The organism is Phenylobacterium sp. (assembly GCF_030645195.1).
Lineage (GTDB): Bacteria > Pseudomonadota > Alphaproteobacteria > Caulobacterales > Caulobacteraceae > Phenylobacterium.
Genome location: NZ_JAUSLW010000012.1, coordinates 15,876 through 34,858, shown reverse-complemented (window position 1 = coordinate 34,858; position 18,983 = coordinate 15,876). Strand labels below are relative to the sequence as shown.

19 protein-coding genes are annotated in these 18,983 nt (G+C 69.7%); 16 read left to right on the top strand and 3 right to left on the bottom strand.

The window, feature by feature from the left end; all coding sequences use genetic code 11:
* The 9 genes from Q7T09_RS01045 to Q7T09_RS01005 all read left to right on the top strand — a co-directional run.
* The coding region (locus Q7T09_RS01045; RefSeq protein WP_304697110.1) for a TetR/AcrR family transcriptional regulator at nucleotides 1–612 on the top strand (612 nt) is incomplete at its 5' end.
* Complete coding sequence (locus tag Q7T09_RS01040) at nucleotides 609–1,580, top strand: HlyD family secretion protein (RefSeq protein WP_304697109.1); 972 nt, start codon at nucleotides 609–611, stop codon at nucleotides 1,578–1,580. The genes Q7T09_RS01045 and Q7T09_RS01040, both read left to right, overlap by 4 nt.
* Entirely contained in the window at nucleotides 1,577–2,494 is a 918-nt protein-coding gene (locus Q7T09_RS01035; RefSeq protein ID WP_304697108.1) for an ABC transporter ATP-binding protein, read from the top strand. The genes Q7T09_RS01040 and Q7T09_RS01035 overlap by 4 nt, the downstream gene beginning before the upstream one ends.
* Nucleotides 2,491–3,624, top strand: coding sequence for an ABC transporter permease (locus Q7T09_RS01030; protein WP_304697107.1), 1,134 nt, complete (start codon nucleotides 2,491–2,493; stop codon nucleotides 3,622–3,624). The genes Q7T09_RS01035 and Q7T09_RS01030 overlap by 4 nt, the downstream gene beginning before the upstream one ends.
* A 95-nt stretch (nucleotides 3,625–3,719) precedes the next feature.
* Nucleotides 3,720–5,555 (top strand): DUF885 family protein, encoded by a 1,836-nt coding sequence (locus tag Q7T09_RS01025; RefSeq protein WP_304697106.1) that lies wholly within the window; start codon nucleotides 3,720–3,722, stop codon nucleotides 5,553–5,555.
* A gap of 70 nt (nucleotides 5,556–5,625) precedes the next feature.
* Nucleotides 5,626–8,151, top strand: a complete 2,526-nt coding sequence (locus Q7T09_RS01020; RefSeq protein WP_304697105.1) for a helicase-related protein — start codon at nucleotides 5,626–5,628, stop codon at nucleotides 8,149–8,151.
* Nucleotides 8,148–8,423 carry an RNA-binding S4 domain-containing protein gene (locus tag Q7T09_RS01015; protein ID WP_304697104.1) on the top strand — a complete coding sequence of 92 codons (276 nt, stop codon included), beginning with the start codon at nucleotides 8,148–8,150 and terminating at the stop codon, nucleotides 8,421–8,423. The genes Q7T09_RS01020 and Q7T09_RS01015 overlap by 4 nt, the downstream gene beginning before the upstream one ends.
* A gap of 64 nt (nucleotides 8,424–8,487) precedes the next feature.
* On the top strand, nucleotides 8,488–8,784 hold the full coding sequence (locus Q7T09_RS01010; RefSeq protein ID WP_304697103.1) for a type II toxin-antitoxin system RelE/ParE family toxin: 297 nt from the start codon (nucleotides 8,488–8,490) through the stop codon (nucleotides 8,782–8,784).
* An 8-nt stretch (nucleotides 8,785–8,792) separates the two neighbouring features.
* Nucleotides 8,793–9,101 carry a HigA family addiction module antitoxin gene (locus Q7T09_RS01005; RefSeq protein ID WP_304697102.1) on the top strand — a complete coding sequence of 103 codons (309 nt, stop codon included), beginning with the start codon at nucleotides 8,793–8,795 and terminating at the stop codon, nucleotides 9,099–9,101.
* Between the two features lie 4 nt (nucleotides 9,102–9,105).
* Here the strand turns inward: Q7T09_RS01005 and Q7T09_RS01000 are convergent, their stop codons facing one another.
* Nucleotides 9,106–9,792 (bottom strand): hypothetical protein, encoded by a 687-nt coding sequence (locus Q7T09_RS01000; RefSeq protein ID WP_304697101.1) that lies wholly within the window; start codon nucleotides 9,790–9,792, stop codon nucleotides 9,106–9,108.
* Nucleotides 9,793–9,966: 174 nt separating this feature from the next.
* Between Q7T09_RS01000 and Q7T09_RS00995 the strand changes: the two genes are divergently transcribed.
* The 4 genes from Q7T09_RS00995 to Q7T09_RS00980 all read left to right on the top strand — a co-directional run bounded on the left by Q7T09_RS00995 (nucleotide 9,967) and on the right by Q7T09_RS00980 (nucleotide 14,190).
* Nucleotides 9,967–10,530, top strand: coding sequence for a DUF882 domain-containing protein (locus tag Q7T09_RS00995; RefSeq protein WP_304697100.1), 564 nt, complete (start codon nucleotides 9,967–9,969; stop codon nucleotides 10,528–10,530).
* A gap of 71 nt (nucleotides 10,531–10,601) precedes the next feature.
* Nucleotides 10,602–12,962 (top strand): penicillin acylase family protein, encoded by a 2,361-nt coding sequence (locus Q7T09_RS00990; protein WP_304697099.1) that lies wholly within the window; start codon nucleotides 10,602–10,604, stop codon nucleotides 12,960–12,962.
* A 95-nt stretch (nucleotides 12,963–13,057) separates the two neighbouring features.
* Nucleotides 13,058–13,399 carry a ferredoxin FdxA gene (gene fdxA / locus Q7T09_RS00985; RefSeq protein ID WP_304697098.1) on the top strand — a complete coding sequence of 114 codons (342 nt, stop codon included), beginning with the start codon at nucleotides 13,058–13,060 and terminating at the stop codon, nucleotides 13,397–13,399.
* Nucleotides 13,400–13,680: 281 nt separating this feature from the next.
* The gene (locus Q7T09_RS00980) at nucleotides 13,681–14,190 is read left to right on the top strand and encodes a CarD family transcriptional regulator (protein ID WP_304697097.1); all 510 of its coding nucleotides are present in this window, start codon (nucleotides 13,681–13,683) and stop codon (nucleotides 14,188–14,190) included.
* 64 nt (nucleotides 14,191–14,254) lie between these two features.
* Here Q7T09_RS00980 and Q7T09_RS00975 read toward each other — a convergent pair whose 3' ends face one another.
* Nucleotides 14,255–15,085 (bottom strand): enoyl-CoA hydratase-related protein, encoded by an 831-nt coding sequence (locus tag Q7T09_RS00975; RefSeq protein ID WP_304697096.1) that lies wholly within the window; start codon nucleotides 15,083–15,085, stop codon nucleotides 14,255–14,257.
* A gap of 69 nt (nucleotides 15,086–15,154) precedes the next feature.
* Between Q7T09_RS00975 and Q7T09_RS00970 the strand changes: the two genes are divergently transcribed.
* Nucleotides 15,155–15,997 (top strand): alpha/beta hydrolase, encoded by an 843-nt coding sequence (locus Q7T09_RS00970; protein ID WP_304697095.1) that lies wholly within the window; start codon nucleotides 15,155–15,157, stop codon nucleotides 15,995–15,997.
* Nucleotides 15,998–16,069: 72 nt separating this feature from the next.
* On the top strand, nucleotides 16,070–16,684 hold the full coding sequence (locus Q7T09_RS00965; protein WP_304697094.1) for a glutathione S-transferase family protein: 615 nt from the start codon (nucleotides 16,070–16,072) through the stop codon (nucleotides 16,682–16,684).
* A gap of 6 nt (nucleotides 16,685–16,690) precedes the next feature.
* On the opposite strand, the gene Q7T09_RS00960 is transcribed toward Q7T09_RS00965, so the two are convergent.
* A complete protein-coding gene (locus Q7T09_RS00960) occupies nucleotides 16,691–18,193 on the bottom strand; it encodes a PAS domain-containing methyl-accepting chemotaxis protein (protein WP_304697093.1) in 1,503 nt (500 codons plus the stop codon).
* A 213-nt stretch (nucleotides 18,194–18,406) separates the two neighbouring features.
* On the opposite strand from Q7T09_RS00960, the gene Q7T09_RS00955 reads away from it, so the two are divergent.
* Nucleotides 18,407–18,862: a PAS domain-containing protein gene (locus tag Q7T09_RS00955; protein WP_304697092.1), complete on the top strand. Its 456-nt coding sequence runs from the start codon at nucleotides 18,407–18,409 to the stop codon at nucleotides 18,860–18,862.
* The last annotated feature ends 121 nt before the right edge of the window (nucleotides 18,863–18,983 follow it).

Below are 18,983 nucleotides of genomic sequence, written 5' to 3'. Positions count from 1 at the left end.
GCCGGCCAGCCCAAGTTCCGACGCCGCAAGGCCGACCGCCCCGACGAGATCATCGCCGCGGCCTTCGAGGTGTTCGCAGAGAAGGGGTTCGCCGCCGCCCGCCTGGACGACATCGCCGCCCGCGCCGGTGTGTCCAAGGGGGCGATCTATCTCTATTTCGCCACCAAGGAGGACATCTTCCGCGCCGTGGTGGACCAGGGGGTCGCCCCCAACCTGGCCCACATCCAGGCCCTGGCCGGCGCGCCCAACTTTCCCGACACCCTGCGCGGCGCCGTGAGCCTCATCGCCCACCTGGCCGGCGCCACGCCGCTCGGGGGTATCGTGAAAATGGTCATCGGCGAGGCCCGGAATTTCCCGGAGCTGGCCAGGGTCTGGCACGACCGGCTGATCGTCCCGGCCCTGGGGGGCCTGACCGCCGCCATCGCCGCGGCCCAGGATCGCGGCGAGATCCGCCCCGGCGACCCGCGCCACTACGCCGTCTCCCTGATCTCGCCCCTGCTGGTGGGGGTGATCTGGCGCGAAACCTTCCTGCCCATTGGGGCCGAGCCCTTCGACCTGCCCGCCCTGGCCACCCAACACGTCGAGACCCTGCTGCGGGGAATGGTCCCATGAAACAACGCCTTCTCGTCATCGTCCTGCTACTGGCCGCCGCGGCCATGGTCGGCGCGCTGTTCCTGGCGCCGCGCCTGAACCGCACGACTGTCCTCTCGGGCTATGTGGAGGGCGAGCCGCTCTATCTGGCCGCGCCGGTCTCGGGCGCCGTGGCCGAGATCCGGGTCCAGCGCGGCGACCGGGTGAAGGCCGGCGACCGCCTCTTCGTCGTCGACCCCAAGCAGCTCAACGCCCAGCGGGAGCAGGCTCAGGCCGAGGTGGGCGCCGCGGAAGCCCAGGCCCAGGACGCCCGCAAGGGGCTGCGCCCCCTCGAACTGGCCGTCTATGACGCCAATATCGCCGCCGCCGAGGCCCGGGCCCGCGACGCCGCGGCCGACATGCGCCGGGTCCAGCCCCTGGTGCGCCGGGGCATTTATGCGCCCGCGCGCCTGGACGACGTCCGCGCCGCCCTGCAGACCGCCAACGCCCAGCTGGTCGCCGCCCGCCGGCAGAGGGACGCCGCCGCCCTGGGCGCGCGCGAGGGCCAGGTCCAGGCCGCCGACAGCCGGGTGGCCCAGGCCCTGGCCGGCCTCTCGGCCGCCGAGGCCCGCCTCTCCGACCTCGCCCCCGTCGCCCCCTCCGACGCGCGGGTGGAGGACGTCTTCTTCCAGAAGGGCGAGTGGGCGATCGCCAACCAGCCCATCCTGTCCCTGCTGCCCGACGACCGCATCAAGCTGCGCTTCTTCGTCCCCGAACAGAGCCTCTCGGCCTATCGCATCGGCGCCACCGTCCGCTTCGCCTGCGACGGCTGCGCCAAGGGCCTGAGCGCCAGGATCACCTTCGTCAGTCCCCGCCCGGAGTTCACCCCGCCGGTGATCTACAGCCGCGAGGCCCGCGACCGGCTGGTCTACATGGTGGAGGCCCGCCCCTCCGCCCGGCTCAATCCCGGCCAGCCGGTGGACGTGACGCCCCTGGGAGCGGCCCGGTGACGCTGGCCATCGACGTCCATGGGCTGAACAAGAGCTTCGGCGACAAGCATGTCGTCCAGGACGTCTCCATCCAGGTAGAGCATGGCCGGATCTGCGGTTTCCTCGGCCCCAACGGCTCGGGCAAGACCACCACCCTGCGCATGCTCTGCGGCCTGCTCACCCCCGACAGCGGTGCGGGGACCTGCCTGGACCTCGACATCATCGGGCAGGCCAACGCCATCAAGCGCCAGACCGGCTACATGACCCAGAAGTTCTCGCTCTACGAGGACCTGACCCTGGAGGAGAACCTGATGTTCTCCGCCCGGGTCCATGAGCTGGACCATCGCAAGGACCGGGTGATCCACGCCCTCAAGCGCCTGGGCCTGGTCGAGCGACGCGGCCAGCTGGCCGGGACGCTGTCGGGCGGCTGGAAGCAGCGGCTGGCGCACGCCACCGCCACCCTGCACGAGCCCAAGCTGCTGCTGCTGGACGAACCCACCGCCGGCGTCGACCCCAAGGCCCGCCGCACCTTCTGGGACGAGATCCACGCCCTCTCGGCCGAGGGGCTGACCGTGCTGGTCTCCACCCACTACATGGACGAGGCCGAGCGCTGTCACGAGATCGCCTACATCGCCTATGGCCGGCTGATCGCCCGCGGCACGGCCGACCAGGTGGTCGCCCGCTCCAACCTGGTGACCTTCAACGGCGAGGGGCCGGGGATCGACCGGCTGTCGGGGGAGTTGGCCGCCCGTCCCGGCGTGGAGATGGCCGCCCCCTTCGGCGCCGCCCTGCACGTCAGCGGCTCCGACCGCGCCGCCCTGGAGGCGGCCATCGCCCCCTATCGCCGCGAGCCGTTCCGCTGGACCGAGGTCGACCCCACCCTGGAGGACGTCTTCATCCAGCTGATGGAAGGCGCGGAGGACAACTTCCGATGAACGGCTTCTCCGCGACCCGGGTCTGGGCGGTGCTGATCAAGGAGTTCAAGCAGCTCACCCGCGACCGCCTGACCTACGCCATGATCCTGGCCCTGCCGGTGATCCAGCTGCTGCTGTTCGGCTACGCCATCAATTCCGAGCCCCGCCACCTGCCCACGGCCGTCCTGGTGCAGGAAGACTCGGTGTTCGCCCGCTCGATCCTGACCAGCCTGAAGAACAGCGCCTATTTCGACCTCGTGGCCCAGGCCCACACGCCGACCGAGCTGGACGCGATGATCCGCCGCGGCGATGTCCAGTTCGCCATCACCATCCCCGGCGACTTCACCCGCCGGGTGGCCCGCGGCGACAAGGCCCAGATCCTGGTGGAGGCCGACGCCACCGATCCCTCGGCCACCGGCAGCGCCGTGGCGGCGCTCTCGGCCCTGCCCAGCCAGGCGCTCGCCGCCGACCTGAAGGGGGCATTGGCCGCCAAGGGCCGCAGCCAGCCAGCCTTCGAGGTCGTCGTCCACCGCCGCTACAATCCCGAGGCGGTCACCGCCTACAACATCGTCCCGGGCCTGCTGGGGGTGATCCTCTCCATGACGCTGGTCATGATGACCTCGCTCAGCGTCACCCGCGAGACCGAGCGGGGCACCATGGAGAGCCTGCTGGCCACACCCGTCGAGCCCATCGAGGTGATGATCGGCAAGCTCGCCCCCTATGTCCTGGTGGGGGTGGCCCAGGCGGTGATCATCCTGGCCATCGCCAAGCTGTTGTTCCACGTGCCGATGATGGGGGGCTGGATCGGCCTGACGCTCGGCGTCACCCTGTTCATCGTGGGGTCGCTGGCCCTGGGCTTCCTTATCTCCACGGCCGCGCGCTCGCAGCTCCAGGCCATGCAGATGAGCTTCTTCTACATCATGCCCTCGCTCCTGCTCTCAGGCTTCATGTTCCCCTTCCGGGGCATGCCCGCCTGGGCCCAGGCCATCGGCCAGATGATCCCGGTCACCCACTTCCTGCGGGTGGTCCGCGGCGCCCTGCTCAAGGGCCAGAGCCTCAGCGACATGTGGCGCGAGCTCCTGGCCCTGCTGGCCTTCGTCTGCGTGGTCACGGCGCTCGCCATGGCGCGGTACCGGCGGACCCTGGACTGAGGGGCGCGAGAATTACGACGAATTAACGCCCCCTCGCGTCCCGCCAGGCGTAACAGCGCTCAAGCCTGTTACACACGCCCCGGGGGGAATCCATCATGCAAAACCGTCGCGAACTCTTCTCGACCGCCGCCGCCTTCGGGCTGGCCGCCGCCCTGCCGCGCATGGCGGCGGCCGCCACCGCCCCGGCCCCCACCGGCGAGGCGGCCAGGATGTACGCCTGGTTCGACAAGTCCATGGCCGAGAGCTTCCGCCGCTCGCCGGAAATGCCGACCTATCTGGGCCTCGACAAGGGCGAGCTGGCCTGGACCAAGTCCTACCTGTCGGACTACTCCCGCGCCGCCCTGGCCGAGAACAAGGCCAACACCGCCCGGGACCTGAAGGACCTGCGCGCCATCGACCGCAAGCAGCTCACCGGCATGGACGCGGTGAACTACGACACGGTGCTCTTCACCCTGGAGGTCCAGGACGAGGGCAACCGCAAGTTCACCTATGGCGGCCAGGGCGCTGGCGCGCCCTATGTGATCTCCCAACTCACCGGCGCCTATCAGCAGGTCCCCGACTTCCTCGACAACCAGCACGTCATCGAGACCAAGGACGACGCCGACGCCTATCTGGCGCGGATGGAGGCTTTCGGCCGGCTGCTGGACCAGGAGGTGGAGGTGGCCCGCCACGACGAGGGGCTCGGCGTCTTCGCCCCCGACTTCGCCCTCGACAAGGCGCTCACCCAGCTCAACGCCTTCCTGGCCAGCGCGCCGGACAAGGCTCCCATCGTCGAGAGCCTGGTGCGCCGCACCAGGCAGAAGAAGATCGAGGGCGCCTGGGCGACCCAGGCGCAGGGTCTCTACGCCGAGAAGGTCCGCCCCGCCCTGGCCCGCCAGGCCGAACTGGTGACCGCCCTGCGCGCCAAGGCCACCCACGACGCCGGCTGCTGGCGCCTGCCGGACGGCGAGGCCTACTACGCCACCTCCCTGAAGCAGTACACCACCGCCGCCATCTCGCCCGAGGAGGTCCACAGGACCGGCCTGGACCTGGTCGCCAGCCTGGGCGCCGAGGTCGACGTCCTGATGAGGAAGGCCGGCTACACCAAGGGCAGCGTCGGCGCGCGCTTCCGCGCCATGGCCGAGGATCCCAAGCAGCTCTATCCCAACACCGACGCCGGTAAGGAGGAACTGCTGGCCCACCTGAACGAGCAGGTGAAGGTGATCTCCCGGAAACTGCCCCAGTGGTTCGGCCAGCTGCCCAAGGCCCCCCTGGAAATCAAACGCGTCCCCGCCGCCATCGAGGCCGGCGCGCCCGGCGGCTACTACAATCAGCCCTCCCTCGACGGCTCGCGGCCCGGGATCTACTGGATCAACCTGCGCGACACCGCCGAGGTGCCAAGCTGGACCCTGCCGACCCTGACCTATCACGAGGGGATTCCCGGCCACCACCTGCAGCTGGCCCTCAACAACGAGGCCGGCGACCTGCCGCTGATCCGCAAGGTGATCGGCTTCTCCGGCTACAGCGAGGGTTGGGCCCTCTATGCCGAGCAGCTGGCCGTCGAGATGGGCATGTACGCCAACGATCCGCTTGGCCACATCGGCATGATCCACGACGCCATGTTCCGCGCCGTGCGCCTGGTGGTGGACAGCGGCATGCATTCCAAGCGCTGGAGCCGCGAGCAGGCCCTGAAGTACTTCGTCGACAACATCGGCGACAACGAGGCTGCCGCCATCACCGAGATCGAGCGCTACTGCGTCTGGCCGGGCCAGGCCTCCAGCTACATGGTGGGCAAGATCACCTGGCTGCGAGCCCGCGAGCGGGCCCGCAAGGCGCTCGGCCGCCGGTTCGATATCCGCAAATTCCACGACGCGGGCCTGCTGGCCGGCGGCACGCCGCTGACGGTGCTCGACCGGGTGATCGACAACTACATCGCCGCGGCCAAGCGCTAAGAGTCGCACCCCGAACGGTGCGGCAAGGTCACCCTTGCCGCACCGTGATTCCCACCCCAACTTGTGAGGCATGAGCCACCGCCCGACCGGCGCGCCGCCGCCCAGACTTGTGGCGGTGCTGGGCCCGACCAACACCGGCAAGACCCACCTCGCCGTCGAGCGGATGCTGGGCCACGCCTCGGGGATGATCGGCCTGCCGCTGCGGCTGCTGGCCCGCGAGATCTACGACCGCATCGTCAAGGCCCGCGGCGCCCGCTGCGTGGCGCTGATCACCGGCGAGGAGAAGATCGTCCCGCCGCGGGCCGTCTACTTCGTCTGCACGGTCGAGGCGATGCCGCTCTCCCGTGAAGTCGAGTTCCTGGCCGTCGACGAGATCCAGCTCTGCGCCGACCCCGAGCGCGGCCACGTCTTCACCCACCGCCTGCTGCATGCGCGGGGGACCTACGAGACCATGCTGATGGGCGCCGGGACCATGGCGCCCCTGATCCGCCGGCTGCTGCCGCACGCCGAGATCGTCACCCGCGAGCGGTTCTCCAGCCTGACCTATGCGGGGCCTAAGAAGCTGACCCGCCTGCCCCGCCGCTCGGCCGTCGTCGCCTTCTCCGCCGACCAGGTCTACGCCATCGCCGAACTGATCCGCCGCCAGCGCGGCGGGGCCGCCGTGGTCATGGGCTCCCTCAGCCCCCGCACCCGCAACGCCCAGGTCGCCCTCTATCAGTCCGGCGAGGTCGACTTCCTGGTGGCCACCGACGCCATCGGCATGGGCCTGAACATGGACGTCGATCACGTGGCCTTCGCCGGCCTGCGCAAGTTCGACGGCAAGCGCACCCGCTACCTGCATCCCCAGGAGGTGGGCCAGATCGCCGGTCGCGCCGGGCGTTTCCGCACCGACGGGACCTTCGGCGTCACCGGCGAGTGCGAGGACATGGACGCCGACCTCGTCGAGGCCGTGCAGGAGCACCGCTTCCAGCCGGTGGCCGCCGCCGAGTGGCGCAACGCCAAGCTCGACTTCACTTCGCTCAACAACCTGATGACGTCCCTGGCCGCCCCGCCGACCTTCGAGGTGCTGAAGGCCTCGGCCGAGAGCCTGGACGAGGTCACCCTGCGCCAGTTGGCCGGCGACCCCGACATCGCCGACCGCTGCCGCGACCGGCCCTCCCTGATGCGGCTGTGGGACGTCTGCCAGACGCCGGACTTCCGCAAGCAGAGCCACGAGGAGCACCTGCGCCTCACCCGCGAGTTCTTCCACCACCTCACCCGCCGCGACCGCAGGATCCCCGAGGACTGGATCGCCGGCCAGTACCGTCACCTGGACCGCACCGACGGCGAGATCGACACCCTGTCGGCCCGCCTGGCCAGCGTGCGGACGCTAGCCTATGTCGCCAACCGCCCCGACTGGCTGGCGGACGCGCAGGGCTGGCAGGCCAGGACCCGGGTGCTGGAGGACAAGCTCTCCGACACCCTGCACGAGAAGCTGATGGCCCGCTTCGTGGACCGCCGGACCAGCGCCCTGATGCGCGGCCTGCGGGTCCGCGACGACATGCTGGCCGGCGTGGCCGAGGACGGCACGGTGACCGTCGAGGGCCACTATGTCGGCAAGCTGCGCGGCGTCACCTTCGAGGCCGAGCACGGCGCCTCGATCCTGGAGGAGAAGGCCCTGCGCGCCGCCGCCACGATGGCGGTGGGGCCTGAGATCGCCAAGCGCCTGGGCCAGCTGGCCGGCGATGCGGACGAGGCTTTCAGCCTGACTCCCGACGGCCTGGTCCTGTGGCGTGGCCAGGGCGCCGGCGCCATCTCCGGCGGCGCGCCCTTCGCGCCCCGCGTGCGGTTGCTGGGGGAGCTGGGCAATCCCGCCGCCCGCGAGCGCGCGGCCCGCCGCCTGGAGGCCTTCCTCGCCGCCGAGGCCGTCCGCCGGCTGGGCGCCCTGCGCAGGCTCGAGACCGCCGTCTCGGAGGGCAAGATCAAGGGCCTGGCCCGCGGCCTGGCCTACCGCCTGATCGAGGCCGGCGGCGTGCTCGACCGCACCACGGTCCAGGCCGAGACCAAGGCGCTCAGCCAGGTGGAGCGCCGCATGCTGAAGGGCCTCGGCGTGCGCCTGGGCCACTTCACCCTCTACCTGCCGGCCATGCTGAACCCTGCGGCCCTAAGCTTCGTCCAGGGATTCGCCGACAAGGCCTGGCGTCCGCCGACCCAGGTGATCAGCCGCCTGCCTGAGCCGGCCCCCAGCCCGACAGCGCTCGCCGCCTTCGGCCTGCGCGCCGTCGGCCGCCACGCCGTGCCGGTGGAAGCCCTGGAGCGGATGGACGACTTGATGCGCGCCGCCAAGCCCGGCCAGCTCACCGACGCTGACCGCGAGGCCTTGGGCTGGAACGAGCAGGAGGCCCGGGACATCCTGCGCGCCCTGGGCTTTTCCCCCACCACCAAGCCCAAGGCCGGCGAGGCCATGGTCTGGCGCCGCCGCGGCGAGAAGCCCGACACCCGGCCGGTCGCACCTTCCCCCAACTCCCCCTTCTCGGCTCTGGCCGCCCTGAAGGACAAGCCCGCACCGGCCCGCCGCCCCCGCCGTCGCCGCAAGGGCAAGGCCGCCAATCCATGAGCGAGACGGGCTGCCGCGCCGATGTCTGGCTGTGGCGGGCGCGGTTCTTCAAGACCCGCTCGCTGGCCGCCAAGTTCCTGGACGAGGGCAAGGTCCGCCTCACCCGCGCCGGCGCCGAGACCCGCATCGACAAGTGCGCGCGGGCCCTGAAGGTCGGCGACCAGCTGGTCTTCGCCGTCGGCGGTCGGTTGATCGCCGTCTCGGTGGAGGGGCTGGGGGAACGCCGGGGTCCGCCGGCCGAGGCCCGGGAGCTGTATTCGACGCTGGATTGAGCCGACCTTCGCGATTTGCAGCCTGTCCCATGGAGTGGTACATTGGATACTATTGGAGGCGCGGATGATCGTGAGTTTTCGAGACGCCGCGCTCCGCGACTTCTTCGTCGATGACATTCGATCCAGGAGCATCCCAGCCGACCTCGAAGCCCGCCTATTCCGCAAGCTGCAGATGATCGACGACGCCACCACGGACCGGGACTTGCGGGTTCCCCCCAGCAACCACTTCGAAAAACTTCGAGGCGCCTTGGACGGGTTTCATTCGATCCGCGTCAACCAGCAATGGCGGCTGATATTCCAGTGGGACGGCGGCAAGGGCGAAGCGAACAGCGTCTATCTGGACGATCACAGCTACAGATGAGGTGAGCCATGTTGATGACCAAACGCAAGCCGGCGACCGTGGCGGAAATCCTGGTGGAGGAGTTCATGGTCCCGATGAACCTGACCCAGGCGGCCTTGGCGGCGGCGATGGGCGTGCCGCGCAAGCATGTCAACGAACTCTGCAACCACCGTCGCAACGTCACCGCTCCAACCGCCCTGATCCTCGCCCGCGTGTTCGGCAACAGCCCCGACTTCTGGCTGAACGTCCAGCGGCGCACCGACCTGTGGGAGGCCATGCACAGTCCGCGCGAACGTGAGCGGATCGAGCGGGCGAAGCCGCTGGAGAGCGCCGCTTAGTCGCCTACCGCTTCCGCACCACCTCCCGCAGGGCCACCAGCATCACCGGGGTCCAGCTCAGGGCCAGCGCGCCGGTCATCAGATAGGCCCGGCTGTTGTCGATAGCCGCGAACGCCGTGCCCGCCATCGGCAGGAGCAGCAGCATGGCTAGGATCGGCCGCCGCGAGTCTCCGTCCATGCAGATCCGCGACAGCAGGAAGGCGTGCAGGGCCAGGCCTCCGAACTTGATCCAGGCGCCCAGGCTGGAGCGGAACAGCAGGTCGGCCGAGCCATCGACGGCCCGGGTGATCTGCAGCAGGGTGATCGTCTCCAGATAGTCGCCGGCCAGGGCCACGAGCGCCACGCCGATGGCGCCCAGCACCAGGGGACGCTTGAAGCGCCCGCCCAGGAACACCGCCGCGCAGATCGCAAAGGCAGTGTAGGTCGGGATATAGGCCTTCAGGTCGAGGTGGTTCACCGCGTCCATGGCCGTCACGATCGGCGCCCGGCAGGGGTCGGCGGGCGGGCCGAACACCGCCAGCAGCTGGGTCAGAGTTCGTGCCAGTTCGAACGCCACCACCTTGCCCGGCGCCCAGCAGGACCTGGCGGCGGCCACCGCCGGCAGCATCTGGAAGGCGAAGGTGAGACCCAGCGCCGCCACGCCGGTCAGGATGGTGAGCACCGCCCACAGGCGGTTCGATCGGGCTTCCATAGCTTCCCCCCTTGGACGCCGAAGAGCTTAGCGGCGCGCACGCGAGCTGTCGCGGCGCTCGGCGACTCGGCCGCGCGCGGTTGCGGCAGGCTGTCGCAGGCGCCCCAATTGCCTCATTCCAGCCCAAACCCGATGGCACTCGGCGGGCTCCAAGGCAGAGGGGCGACCGGCCACATGAGCATCACACTGGGACGGCGCGACCTCATGCGCCTTGGAACCGGCGCCGCCTTGGCGGCCGCCGCGCCGGCCGCCGCCTGGGCCGCTGTCACGCCCCTGCACGGCGCTCAGGTCCGCCGCGCCGTGCTGCACAACCTGCACACCGGCGACACGTTCAACGAGGTCTATTTCGAGGGCGGCCGCTACGTGCCCCAGGCCCTGGCCCAGGCGATGCGGGTGCTCCGCGACTGGCGCAACGGCGAGGAGCACGTGATGGACCCGCGCCTGTTCGACACCCTGCACGCCATCAGCGCCAAGCTCGGGACCAACCGGCCCTTCCAGATCATCTCCGGCTACCGCTCGCCGAAGACCAACGCCATGCTGCATGCTCGCAGTTCGGGGGTGGCCTCCAAGAGTCAGCACATGCTGGGCAAGGCGGCCGACGTGCGCATCCAGGGCGTCGACCTGCGCAACCTGCAAAAGGCCGCCCTCAGCGTCTCGGCGGGCGGCGTCGGCTTCTATCCGAGCTCAAACTTCGTCCACGTGGACGTGGCGCGCGTGCGCTCGTGGACCGGCGCCTAAGCCACCTATCGCCGTAGTCGGCGCCGCCGTCTTGCCCTAGCTTCCTCCATCCGGCCCCGGAGGAACTGCAGATGCCCAAGGTTCTCGCCCCCCTGCTCGGGGCCCTGCTCAGCCTTTCCAGTCTGACCGCCCTGGCCGCGCCAGCCCGGGAAAGCCGCGCCGTCGCGGGCCTCGCGGCGCCGGCCGAGATTCGCGTCGACACCTGGGGCATCCCCCACATCTATGCCGGCAGCGTCCGCGACGCCTTCTTCCTGCAGGGCTACAATGTCGCCCGCGACCGGCTCTGGCAGATCGACCTGTGGCGCAAGCGGGGGCTGGGGCTGCTGGCCAGGGACTTCGGCCCGACCTATGTGGCCCAGGACCGCGCGGCGCGCCTGTTCCTCTATCGCGGCGACATGGACAAGGAGTGGGCCGCCTATGGGCCCGGAGCCCAGGCCAACACCGCCGCCTGGGTGGCCGGGGTCAACGCCTTCGTCGACGAGATCGCCGCCGGCAAGCGTCCCCTGCCGCTGGAGTTCAAGATCGCCGGCAGTGCGCCGGACCGCTGGGCGCCTGAGGACGTGGTGCGCATCCGCAGCCACGGCCTGACCCGCAACGTCCCCAACGAGGTGGGCCGCGCCCAGATCGCCTGCAAGGCCGGCCTGGCCGCCGCCCGCCTCTACCGCTTCATCGAGCCGAAATGGACGACCAAGGTCCCCGAAGGTCTCGATCCCTGCGCCGTCCCCGCCGACGTCCTGGCCGACTACCAACTGGCCGGCTCCGGGGTGAAGTTCTCAGGGCCGCCGGAACAGCGCGCGGCCCTGGAGGTCCCGCCGGAGGCCATCGGCTCCAACAACTGGACGGTCTCCGGATCGCGCACGGCGAGCGGCCGCCCGATCCTGGCCAACGATCCGCATCGCGAGCACGGGGCGCCGTCCCTGCGCTACATCGTCCACCTGAACGCTCCGGGCTTTTCGGTGATCGGCGCCGGGGAGCCGGCCCTGCCCGGGGTCTCCATCGGCCACAACGACAGGATCGCCTTTGGCCTGACCATCTTCCCGGTCGATCAGGAGGATCTCTACGTCTACGAGACCAAGCCCGGCGATCGAGACCAGTACCGCTACGGCGAGGGCTGGGAGGCCATGACCGTGGTGAAGGAGGCCATCCCCGTGAAGGGCGAGACGGCCCCGCGCCCCGTGGAGCTGCGCTTCACTCGCCACGGCCCGGTGTTGAAGGCGGAGGGCGGCAAGGCCTTCGCCATCCGCACGGTCTGGAGCCAGCCGGGAACCTCGGCCTATTTCGGCTCCACCGGCTACATGCAGGCTCAGGACTGGAAGGGCTTCAAGCAGGCCCTGGCCGGCTGGGGCGCGCCGTCCGAGAACCAGGCCTATGCCGACACCTCGGGCCACATCGGCTGGGTGGCCGCCGGCATGGTTCCAGCCCGGCCCAACTGGGACGGCCTGCTGCCGGTCCCCGGGGACGGACGCTATGAGTGGAAGGGCTTCCTCGCGCCCGACGACCTGCCCAGCCAGGCCGATCCAAAACAGGGCTGGTTCGCCTCGGCCAACCAGATGAACCTGCCCAAGGCCTACCCCTATGCCGAGCGGAAGGTCGGGTTCGAATGGTCCAACGCCGCGCGGTTCCTGCGGGTCAATGAGGTGCTGGCCGGCAAGCCGAAGCTGACCGTGGCCGACGCCATGGCCCTGCAGACCGATCCCTACGACATCACCTCGCGGCGGCTGGTCGCCCTGCTGACGCCCCTGACCTCCGACGAGCCGCGCCTGGCCGGCGCCCTGGACATGCTGCGCCGCTGGAACCACCGGACGGCGGTCGACAGCCCAGCCGCGGCCCTGTTCGAGGTCTGGACCGGCAAGCACCTAGGCCGCGCGGTCGTCGCGGCCACCACGCCCAAGGCCGCCCAGACGATCATCGGCAATGGCGACCTGGCCGCGGTCATGGAGCTGCTGGAGCATCCCGACGCCAGCCTGCCCGCCGCCGCCCGCGACGCGGTCCTGAAGGCCAGCCTGCTGGCCGCCGCCGACGAGTTGTCGGCCCGGCTCGGCCCCGATCCCAAGGACTGGGCGTGGGGCAAACTTCACCAGGCCCGATTCGAGCACGCCCTGACGCCGCTGGCCGATCCCTCGGTGCGGCCGAGCCTGGCGGCGGGACCGACCCCCATGGCCGGGACCAGCCTGTCGCCCATGGCGGCCACCTGGCGGCCGGACGACTTCCGGGTGATCGCCGGGGCGTCGTTCCGCATGGTCCTGGACGTGGGCGCCTGGGACAACAGCATGACCATCAACACGCCCGGCCAGTCGGGGAATCCGGAGAGCCCGCACTACCGCGACCTGTTCCCGAAATGGGTGAAAGGCGACTACGTGCCCCTGCTCTATTCGCGGCCGGCGGTGGAGGCGGCGACCGAAACGGTGATCTCGCTGACGCCCGCGCCGTGACCTATCGCCCCTGACAGATATCCTGGGGTGCGGCGGCATTGACAATCGGGGGCGTGACCGGGAAAACCCGCGCTCGAGATCTGCCGGAGTTCCCAGTGACCTACATCGTCACCGACGCCTGTATCAAATGTAAGTTCATGGACTGCGTGGAGGTGTGTCCGGTGGACTGCTTCTACGAAGGCGAGAACTTCCTGGTGATCAGCCCGGACGAATGCATCGACTGCGGCGTCTGCGAACCCGAGTGCCCGGTGGACGCCATCAAGCCGGACACCGAGGACGAGCCCGACTCCAAGTGGCTGAAGATCAATACCGACTATGCCAAGATCTGGCCCAACATCACGGTGAAGGGCGAGCCTCCGGCCGACGCCGAGGCCTTCGAGCGCGAGACCGGGAAATTCGAGAAGTACTTCAGCGAGAAGCCCGGCCAAGGCTCCTGATGCCCCCCTGCGCCCGGGGTGCAAGCCTTTCTTTCGGCTGATTTTTATGTTATAGTCTTAATTGACGTGGGGATCGGCATTTGCGCCTGCCACGTCGTTTCTGAAGAAGAGCCGTCCCCGGCCGTATGCGCCTCGAAGAGGCGAAGGGTGTCTTAGAGGTCTATTCCGTTCTCATGAATGTTGTTCGCCGCGCGCTTTCGCGGAGGGACTTCTTTCGCTTTGAGCTCTCGGAAAACCTGGATGCGCCGGTGGGATTGGACGAGGTCGAAGGGACTTAGCTGATGAGCAAGACTGGTCTGGATTTCGGGGTTGGCGATCACGTCGTCTATCCGGCCCACGGGGTGGGTCAGGTGCAGGGGATCGAAACTCAGGAAGTGGCCGGCTATTCGCTCGAAGTCTATGTGATCACCTTCGACCACGAGAAAATGACCCTGCGCGTGCCGACCGCCAAGGCCCGCACCGCCGGCCTGCGTTCGCTGGCCGAGGGCACTGTCGTCAGCCAGGCGCTGATCACCCTGAAGGGCCGCGCCCGCGTGAAGCGCACCATGTGGTCGCGCCGCGCCCAGGAATACGAGGCCAAGATCAATTCCGGCGACCTGATCTCCATCGCCGAGGTCGTCCGCGACCTGCACCGCGCCGAGAACCAGCCGGAGCAGTCCTATTCCGAACGCCAGCTCTATGAGTCGGCGCTCGACCGCATGGCCCGCGAGGTCGCCGCCATCGAACGCATCGACCGCGACGCCGCCATCGGCATCCTCAACAAGAACCTGATCAAGGCCGTCGCCGCTTAAGCGCCCGACTCACCGCTGATCTTCGAGACGCCCGGCCCGCAATGGCCGGGCGTTTTCGTCTGCGCTACTCGGCCTTCCCCTCGGTGCGGTAGTCGCCGAAGGCCTTGTCCCGCGCGGTCAGGGCCTGGGTCACCCCCTGGCGCATCTGGGCCATGTAGTCGCGGCTGGCGGGCGTGTGCCAACCCAGGGCGTGGAGGTCGGTGCCCGCGCGCAGCCCGGCGCGGAGTCCCATGGCCTCCATCTGGCGATGGACCAGGCGCTTGTTGAGCTGGGCCAGTTCCGGGTCGACCTTGGCGATCCGCTGCGCCACCGCCAGCACCTCGGCCTCCAGGTCGCCCGCCGGATGGGCCCGGTTGGCGAAGCCCAGGCGGACGGCCTCCAGCCCGCTGACCGAGTCTCCGGTGAGCATCAGCTCCATGGCCGCCCGCATGCCCATGAACCAGGCGTGATACTGGTTGTCGGGCGGGCTCATGGTGCGCACCGCCGGGTAGCCAATCTGGGCGTCCTCGGCGACATAGACCAGGTCACAGGCCACCGCGAGTTCCGAGCCGCCGGCCAGGCACCAGCCGTGCACCTGGGCGATCACCGGCTTGGCCAGGTCCCAGATCCGGAAGCAGCCCTCCACCACATGCCGCGCCCACTGCCCCTGGCCGCCGGCGGTGTAGTAGGGCAGCTCACCGAGGCCCGCGAGATCGTAGCCCGACGAGAAGCAGGTCCCTGCCCCGCGCAGGATCATCACCCGGACCTCCGGGTCACGGTCACCCGCCTCCAAAGCCTGGAAGATCTCGCCGCGCAGGGCGTTGGAGAGCGCGTTGCGCTTGGCCGGCCGGTTCAGGGTGATGCGTCGGACGTGAGGGGCGGGGTCGTCGGTGAGCAGGATGGGTTCGTCGGCCATGGTCTCTCTCCCTGGGTCATATTTTCGGGCATCCTCACCCCCTGACGTCGCGGCGGGCAAGGAGCGAGCGTGGAGACCAAGGCGCTCATCAGTTTCAGCGACCTGCTGGCCCGGCCTCGGCCGGCGGCGGACGCCCGCGCCTCTTACGGCCCCCTGCCCCTGCAGTTCGGCGAGCTGTGGCTGCCCAAGAGCCCCGGCCCCCATCCGGTGGTGGTGGTGATCCATGGCGGCTGCTGGCGCGCCGACCTGCCGGGCCTGGAACTGATGGACTACATCTCCGCCGATCTGCGGGAGGCGGGGATCGCGGTCTGGAATATCGAGTACCGGCGGATCGGCCATGAGGGCGGCGGCTATCCCGGGACCTTCCAGGACACCGCCCGCGCCGTCGACCATCTGCGCAGCCTGGCGCCCATCTTCCACCTGGACCTGGCGCGCGTGGTCACCGTCGGACACTCCGCCGGCGGCCATCTCGCCGTCTGGGTGGCCGGCCGCTCCGGCCTGCCTGCGTCCAATCGGCTGCGCGGCAAGCGTCCGCTGAAGATCCGCGCCGTGGTCAGCCTGGCCGGCATCGTCGACCTGGCCGGTTACCGGGAGACCGGCCCCGACGCCTGCGGCGGGCCCTCCACCATCGACGCCATCACCGGCGCCGCGGACCGCGCCGGCCAGGACGTCTTCGCCGACACCTCGCCCATGGCCATGGCGCCCATCGGCGTCCCGCAGGCCCTGGTGTCGGGAGATCTCGACCCCATCGTCCCCAAGCGCTTCGGCCACGCCTACGGTGAACACGCCGCCGGCCTGGGGGACGCCGTGACGATCTACGACATGCCCCAGGCGGGCCACTTCGAGCTGATCGACCCCACCTCCCAGGCCTGGCCCACCATCCGGGCGCAGATCCAGGCAAGCCTAGATTGACGTGGCGTCCGGCTTGACGCCGCCGCCTCCCGCCGAAAAGGTCGCGCCAACGACTTAAGGGAGCGACACGCCATGAAACTCTACGACTCGATGGGCCCCAATCCGCACGTGGTGCGCATGTTCATCGCCGAGAAGGGCATGAGCATCCCGACCCAGACCGTCGACCTGATGGGCGGCGAGAACCGCAAGCCGCCCTATACCGAGCAGATCAACGCCGCCGGCCAGATCCCGGCCCTGGAGCTCGATAACGGCCACAAGGTCTGCGAAATCCTGCCGATCTGCGAGTACCTGGAGGAGATCCAGCCCAACCCGCCGCTGATCGGGACCAATCCCGAGGAGCGGGCCGAGACCCGCATGTGGACCCGCCGCATCGACCTCAACATCTGCGAGCCCATGGCCAACGGCTTCCGCGCCGCCGAGGGCCGCCGCCTCTTCGAGAGCCGCATGAAGCTGGTGGGCGCGGAAGGCGCGGCCGACCTCAAGGCCATCGCCAAGGACCGCCTGCTCTGGCTGGATGGCCAGATGAAGGGCGACTTCGTCTGTGGCGGCCGGTTCACCTTGGCCGACGTCCTGCTCTACGGGTTCCTGACCTTCGGGGCGACGGTGGGCCAGCCGGTCCCGGACGAGGCCAAGTGGGTCAAGGGCTGGATGGAGCGGGTCAAGGCTCGCCCCAGCGCCGCCGCCTAGGCTTTTTTAGAACTCTTCCCAGTCGGCCGAGGACGCCGCCGCGGCGCGGCCGCCGCCCGCGAAGGCGGCGGTCAGCCGGGCGCGGTCCTGGGCGACGGGATTGCGCGCCGGGGCATGGCGTTCCGGACGCGCCACCTCCAAGCCCGGCGTCCGCGCCGCGGCCCCGGTCTGGAACCGGCTGACCAGGCGGGCCAATTCCACGGCCTCGCTGCGCAGGTTGGCGGCCGCGGCGGTGGCCTCCTCCACCATGGCGGCGTTCTGCTGGGTCACCTGATCCATCTGATTGACGGCGCTGTTGACCTGGTTGAGGCCGGTGGCCTGCTCCTGGGACGAGAGTGCGATCTCGGAGATCAGGCCGTCGATCTCGCTGACCCGTTCGACAATCCCCACCAGGGCCTGGCCCGTCTCCCCCACCAGGCGCACGCCGGAACTCACCTGGGCGGTGGAGGCGCTGATCAGGGTCTTGATCTCCTTGGCCGCGTCGGCGGAACGCTGGGCGAGCGCCCGCACCTCGGACGCCACCACGGCGAAGCCGCGGCCGGCTTCACCCGCGCGAGCCGCCTCGACCCCGGCGTTCAGGGCCAGCAGGTTGGTCTGGAAGGCGATCTCGTCGATGACCCCGATGATCTGGCTGATCTGGGTGGAGGAGGTTTCGATCTCCCCCATGGCCTCGACGGCCTGGCGCACAACCTCGCCGGAGCGCTGGGCGTCGGCCCTGGCGGTAGAGGCGGCCGCCGAAGCCTGCCGGGCCCCCTCGGCGCTGCGCTTCACCGTGGCGGTGATCTCGTCCAGGGCCGCGGCGGTCTCCTCCAGGGAGGCGGCCTGCTGCTCGGTGCGTCGCGACAGGTCGTCGGAAGCGCTGGCGATCTCGTCTGAGCCGCCGCGCACGCCATTGGTGGAGGCTGCGATGCTGGTGATCGCCTCGCCCAGGGTCCCGATGGCCCGGTTGAAGTCCTCCTTGATCTGCCGGTAGTCGCCGGTGAAGTCGGCGGTGATCACACCGGTGAGATCGCCGTCGGACAGCCGCCTCAGGCTTTCGGCCAGGGTGGCCACCACCGCGCCCTGGGTCTCTGCGGCCTGGCGGCGCTCCGTCTCGTTGCGCGCCCGCTCCAGCTCGACCTCGGTGACGTCGGTGGCGAACTTGATGACCTTGTAGGGGCGTCCGGTCTCGTCGAGCACGGGGTTGTAGGAGGCCTGGATCCAGCACGTCCTGCCGCCCTTGCCCACGCGCTCGAACTTGGCGGCGACGAACTCGCCCTTGTTGAGGTCGCGCCAGAAGTCCCGATAGGCGGCGCTGTCTCGCTGATCGGCCGGCACGAACATGCTGTGGTGCCGGCCCTCGATCTCGGCGGCCGTGTAACCCAGCGCATCGAGGAAGTTGGCGTTAGCCCGTAGGATCGTGCCGTCGAGCTTGAACTCGATCACCGCCTGGGACCGCTCCATCGCCGCGATCTGGGCCTCAAGCTCCCGAACCTGTTGGGCGTCTGGCCCCTTAGCCTTCACTCGCATGCCAAAAACCATATCTCCCGCCTCCGCCTTCCACACCCACCAGCAGGTCACTTCGTCGCATCGGAACCGCTAACAGAACTCTAATTGCGAGACGAAGGCCCATGACGCCCGCGCGGGCCCCAATCAGAAACCCTGATGGCATGGGCCCCGGCTGCAAGCTGGTGGTGGTTAACGAAGGGCGAATTGCGCGCCGATGGGACACACTGTAGACGAGTGCTCCCCCTTCGGCCGGCGACGCTGGCCTTCGAGCCCCCCGCCGCCATGCCCTTGATCCAACTGATTTCCGCCCTGGCGGGCGACAATGAACTTGCGGTTGTGGTGACCGACGGCCTGCTGCTGGCCTCGGGGCCGCACATCCTCTACGTGAACGCGGCCTTCGAGCGGCTGACGGGCTATGCGAGCCAGGAGCTCATCGGGGCGAGCCCGCGGATTCTGCAGGGCCCCGCCACCAGCCTGGCGGCCAGAAAGCGGTTGTCCAAGGCCCTGCGCGCCGGACAGCGCCACAGCACGACCCTGGTGAATTATCGCAAGTCCGGCGAACCCTACCGGTGCGCCATCGATATGTTCCCCCTGCTCACCCCCGAGGGCGAGCTGTTCGCCGCCGTCGCCCTGGAACGGGAGGCGCCGCGCCGTCGAGGCCGGCGTCCGGCGCAAGGCGGCGAGGACTAGAGGTTCGTAGGGCCAGCTGGGCTTCGAAGCCCAGCGCCAGGACATCGGCGATCTCCGCCGGGGTCCCCCCAGGGTCTTCGGAGTGGCCGGCGCGGCCGCTGGGCTGATTTGGGCGAAGAGC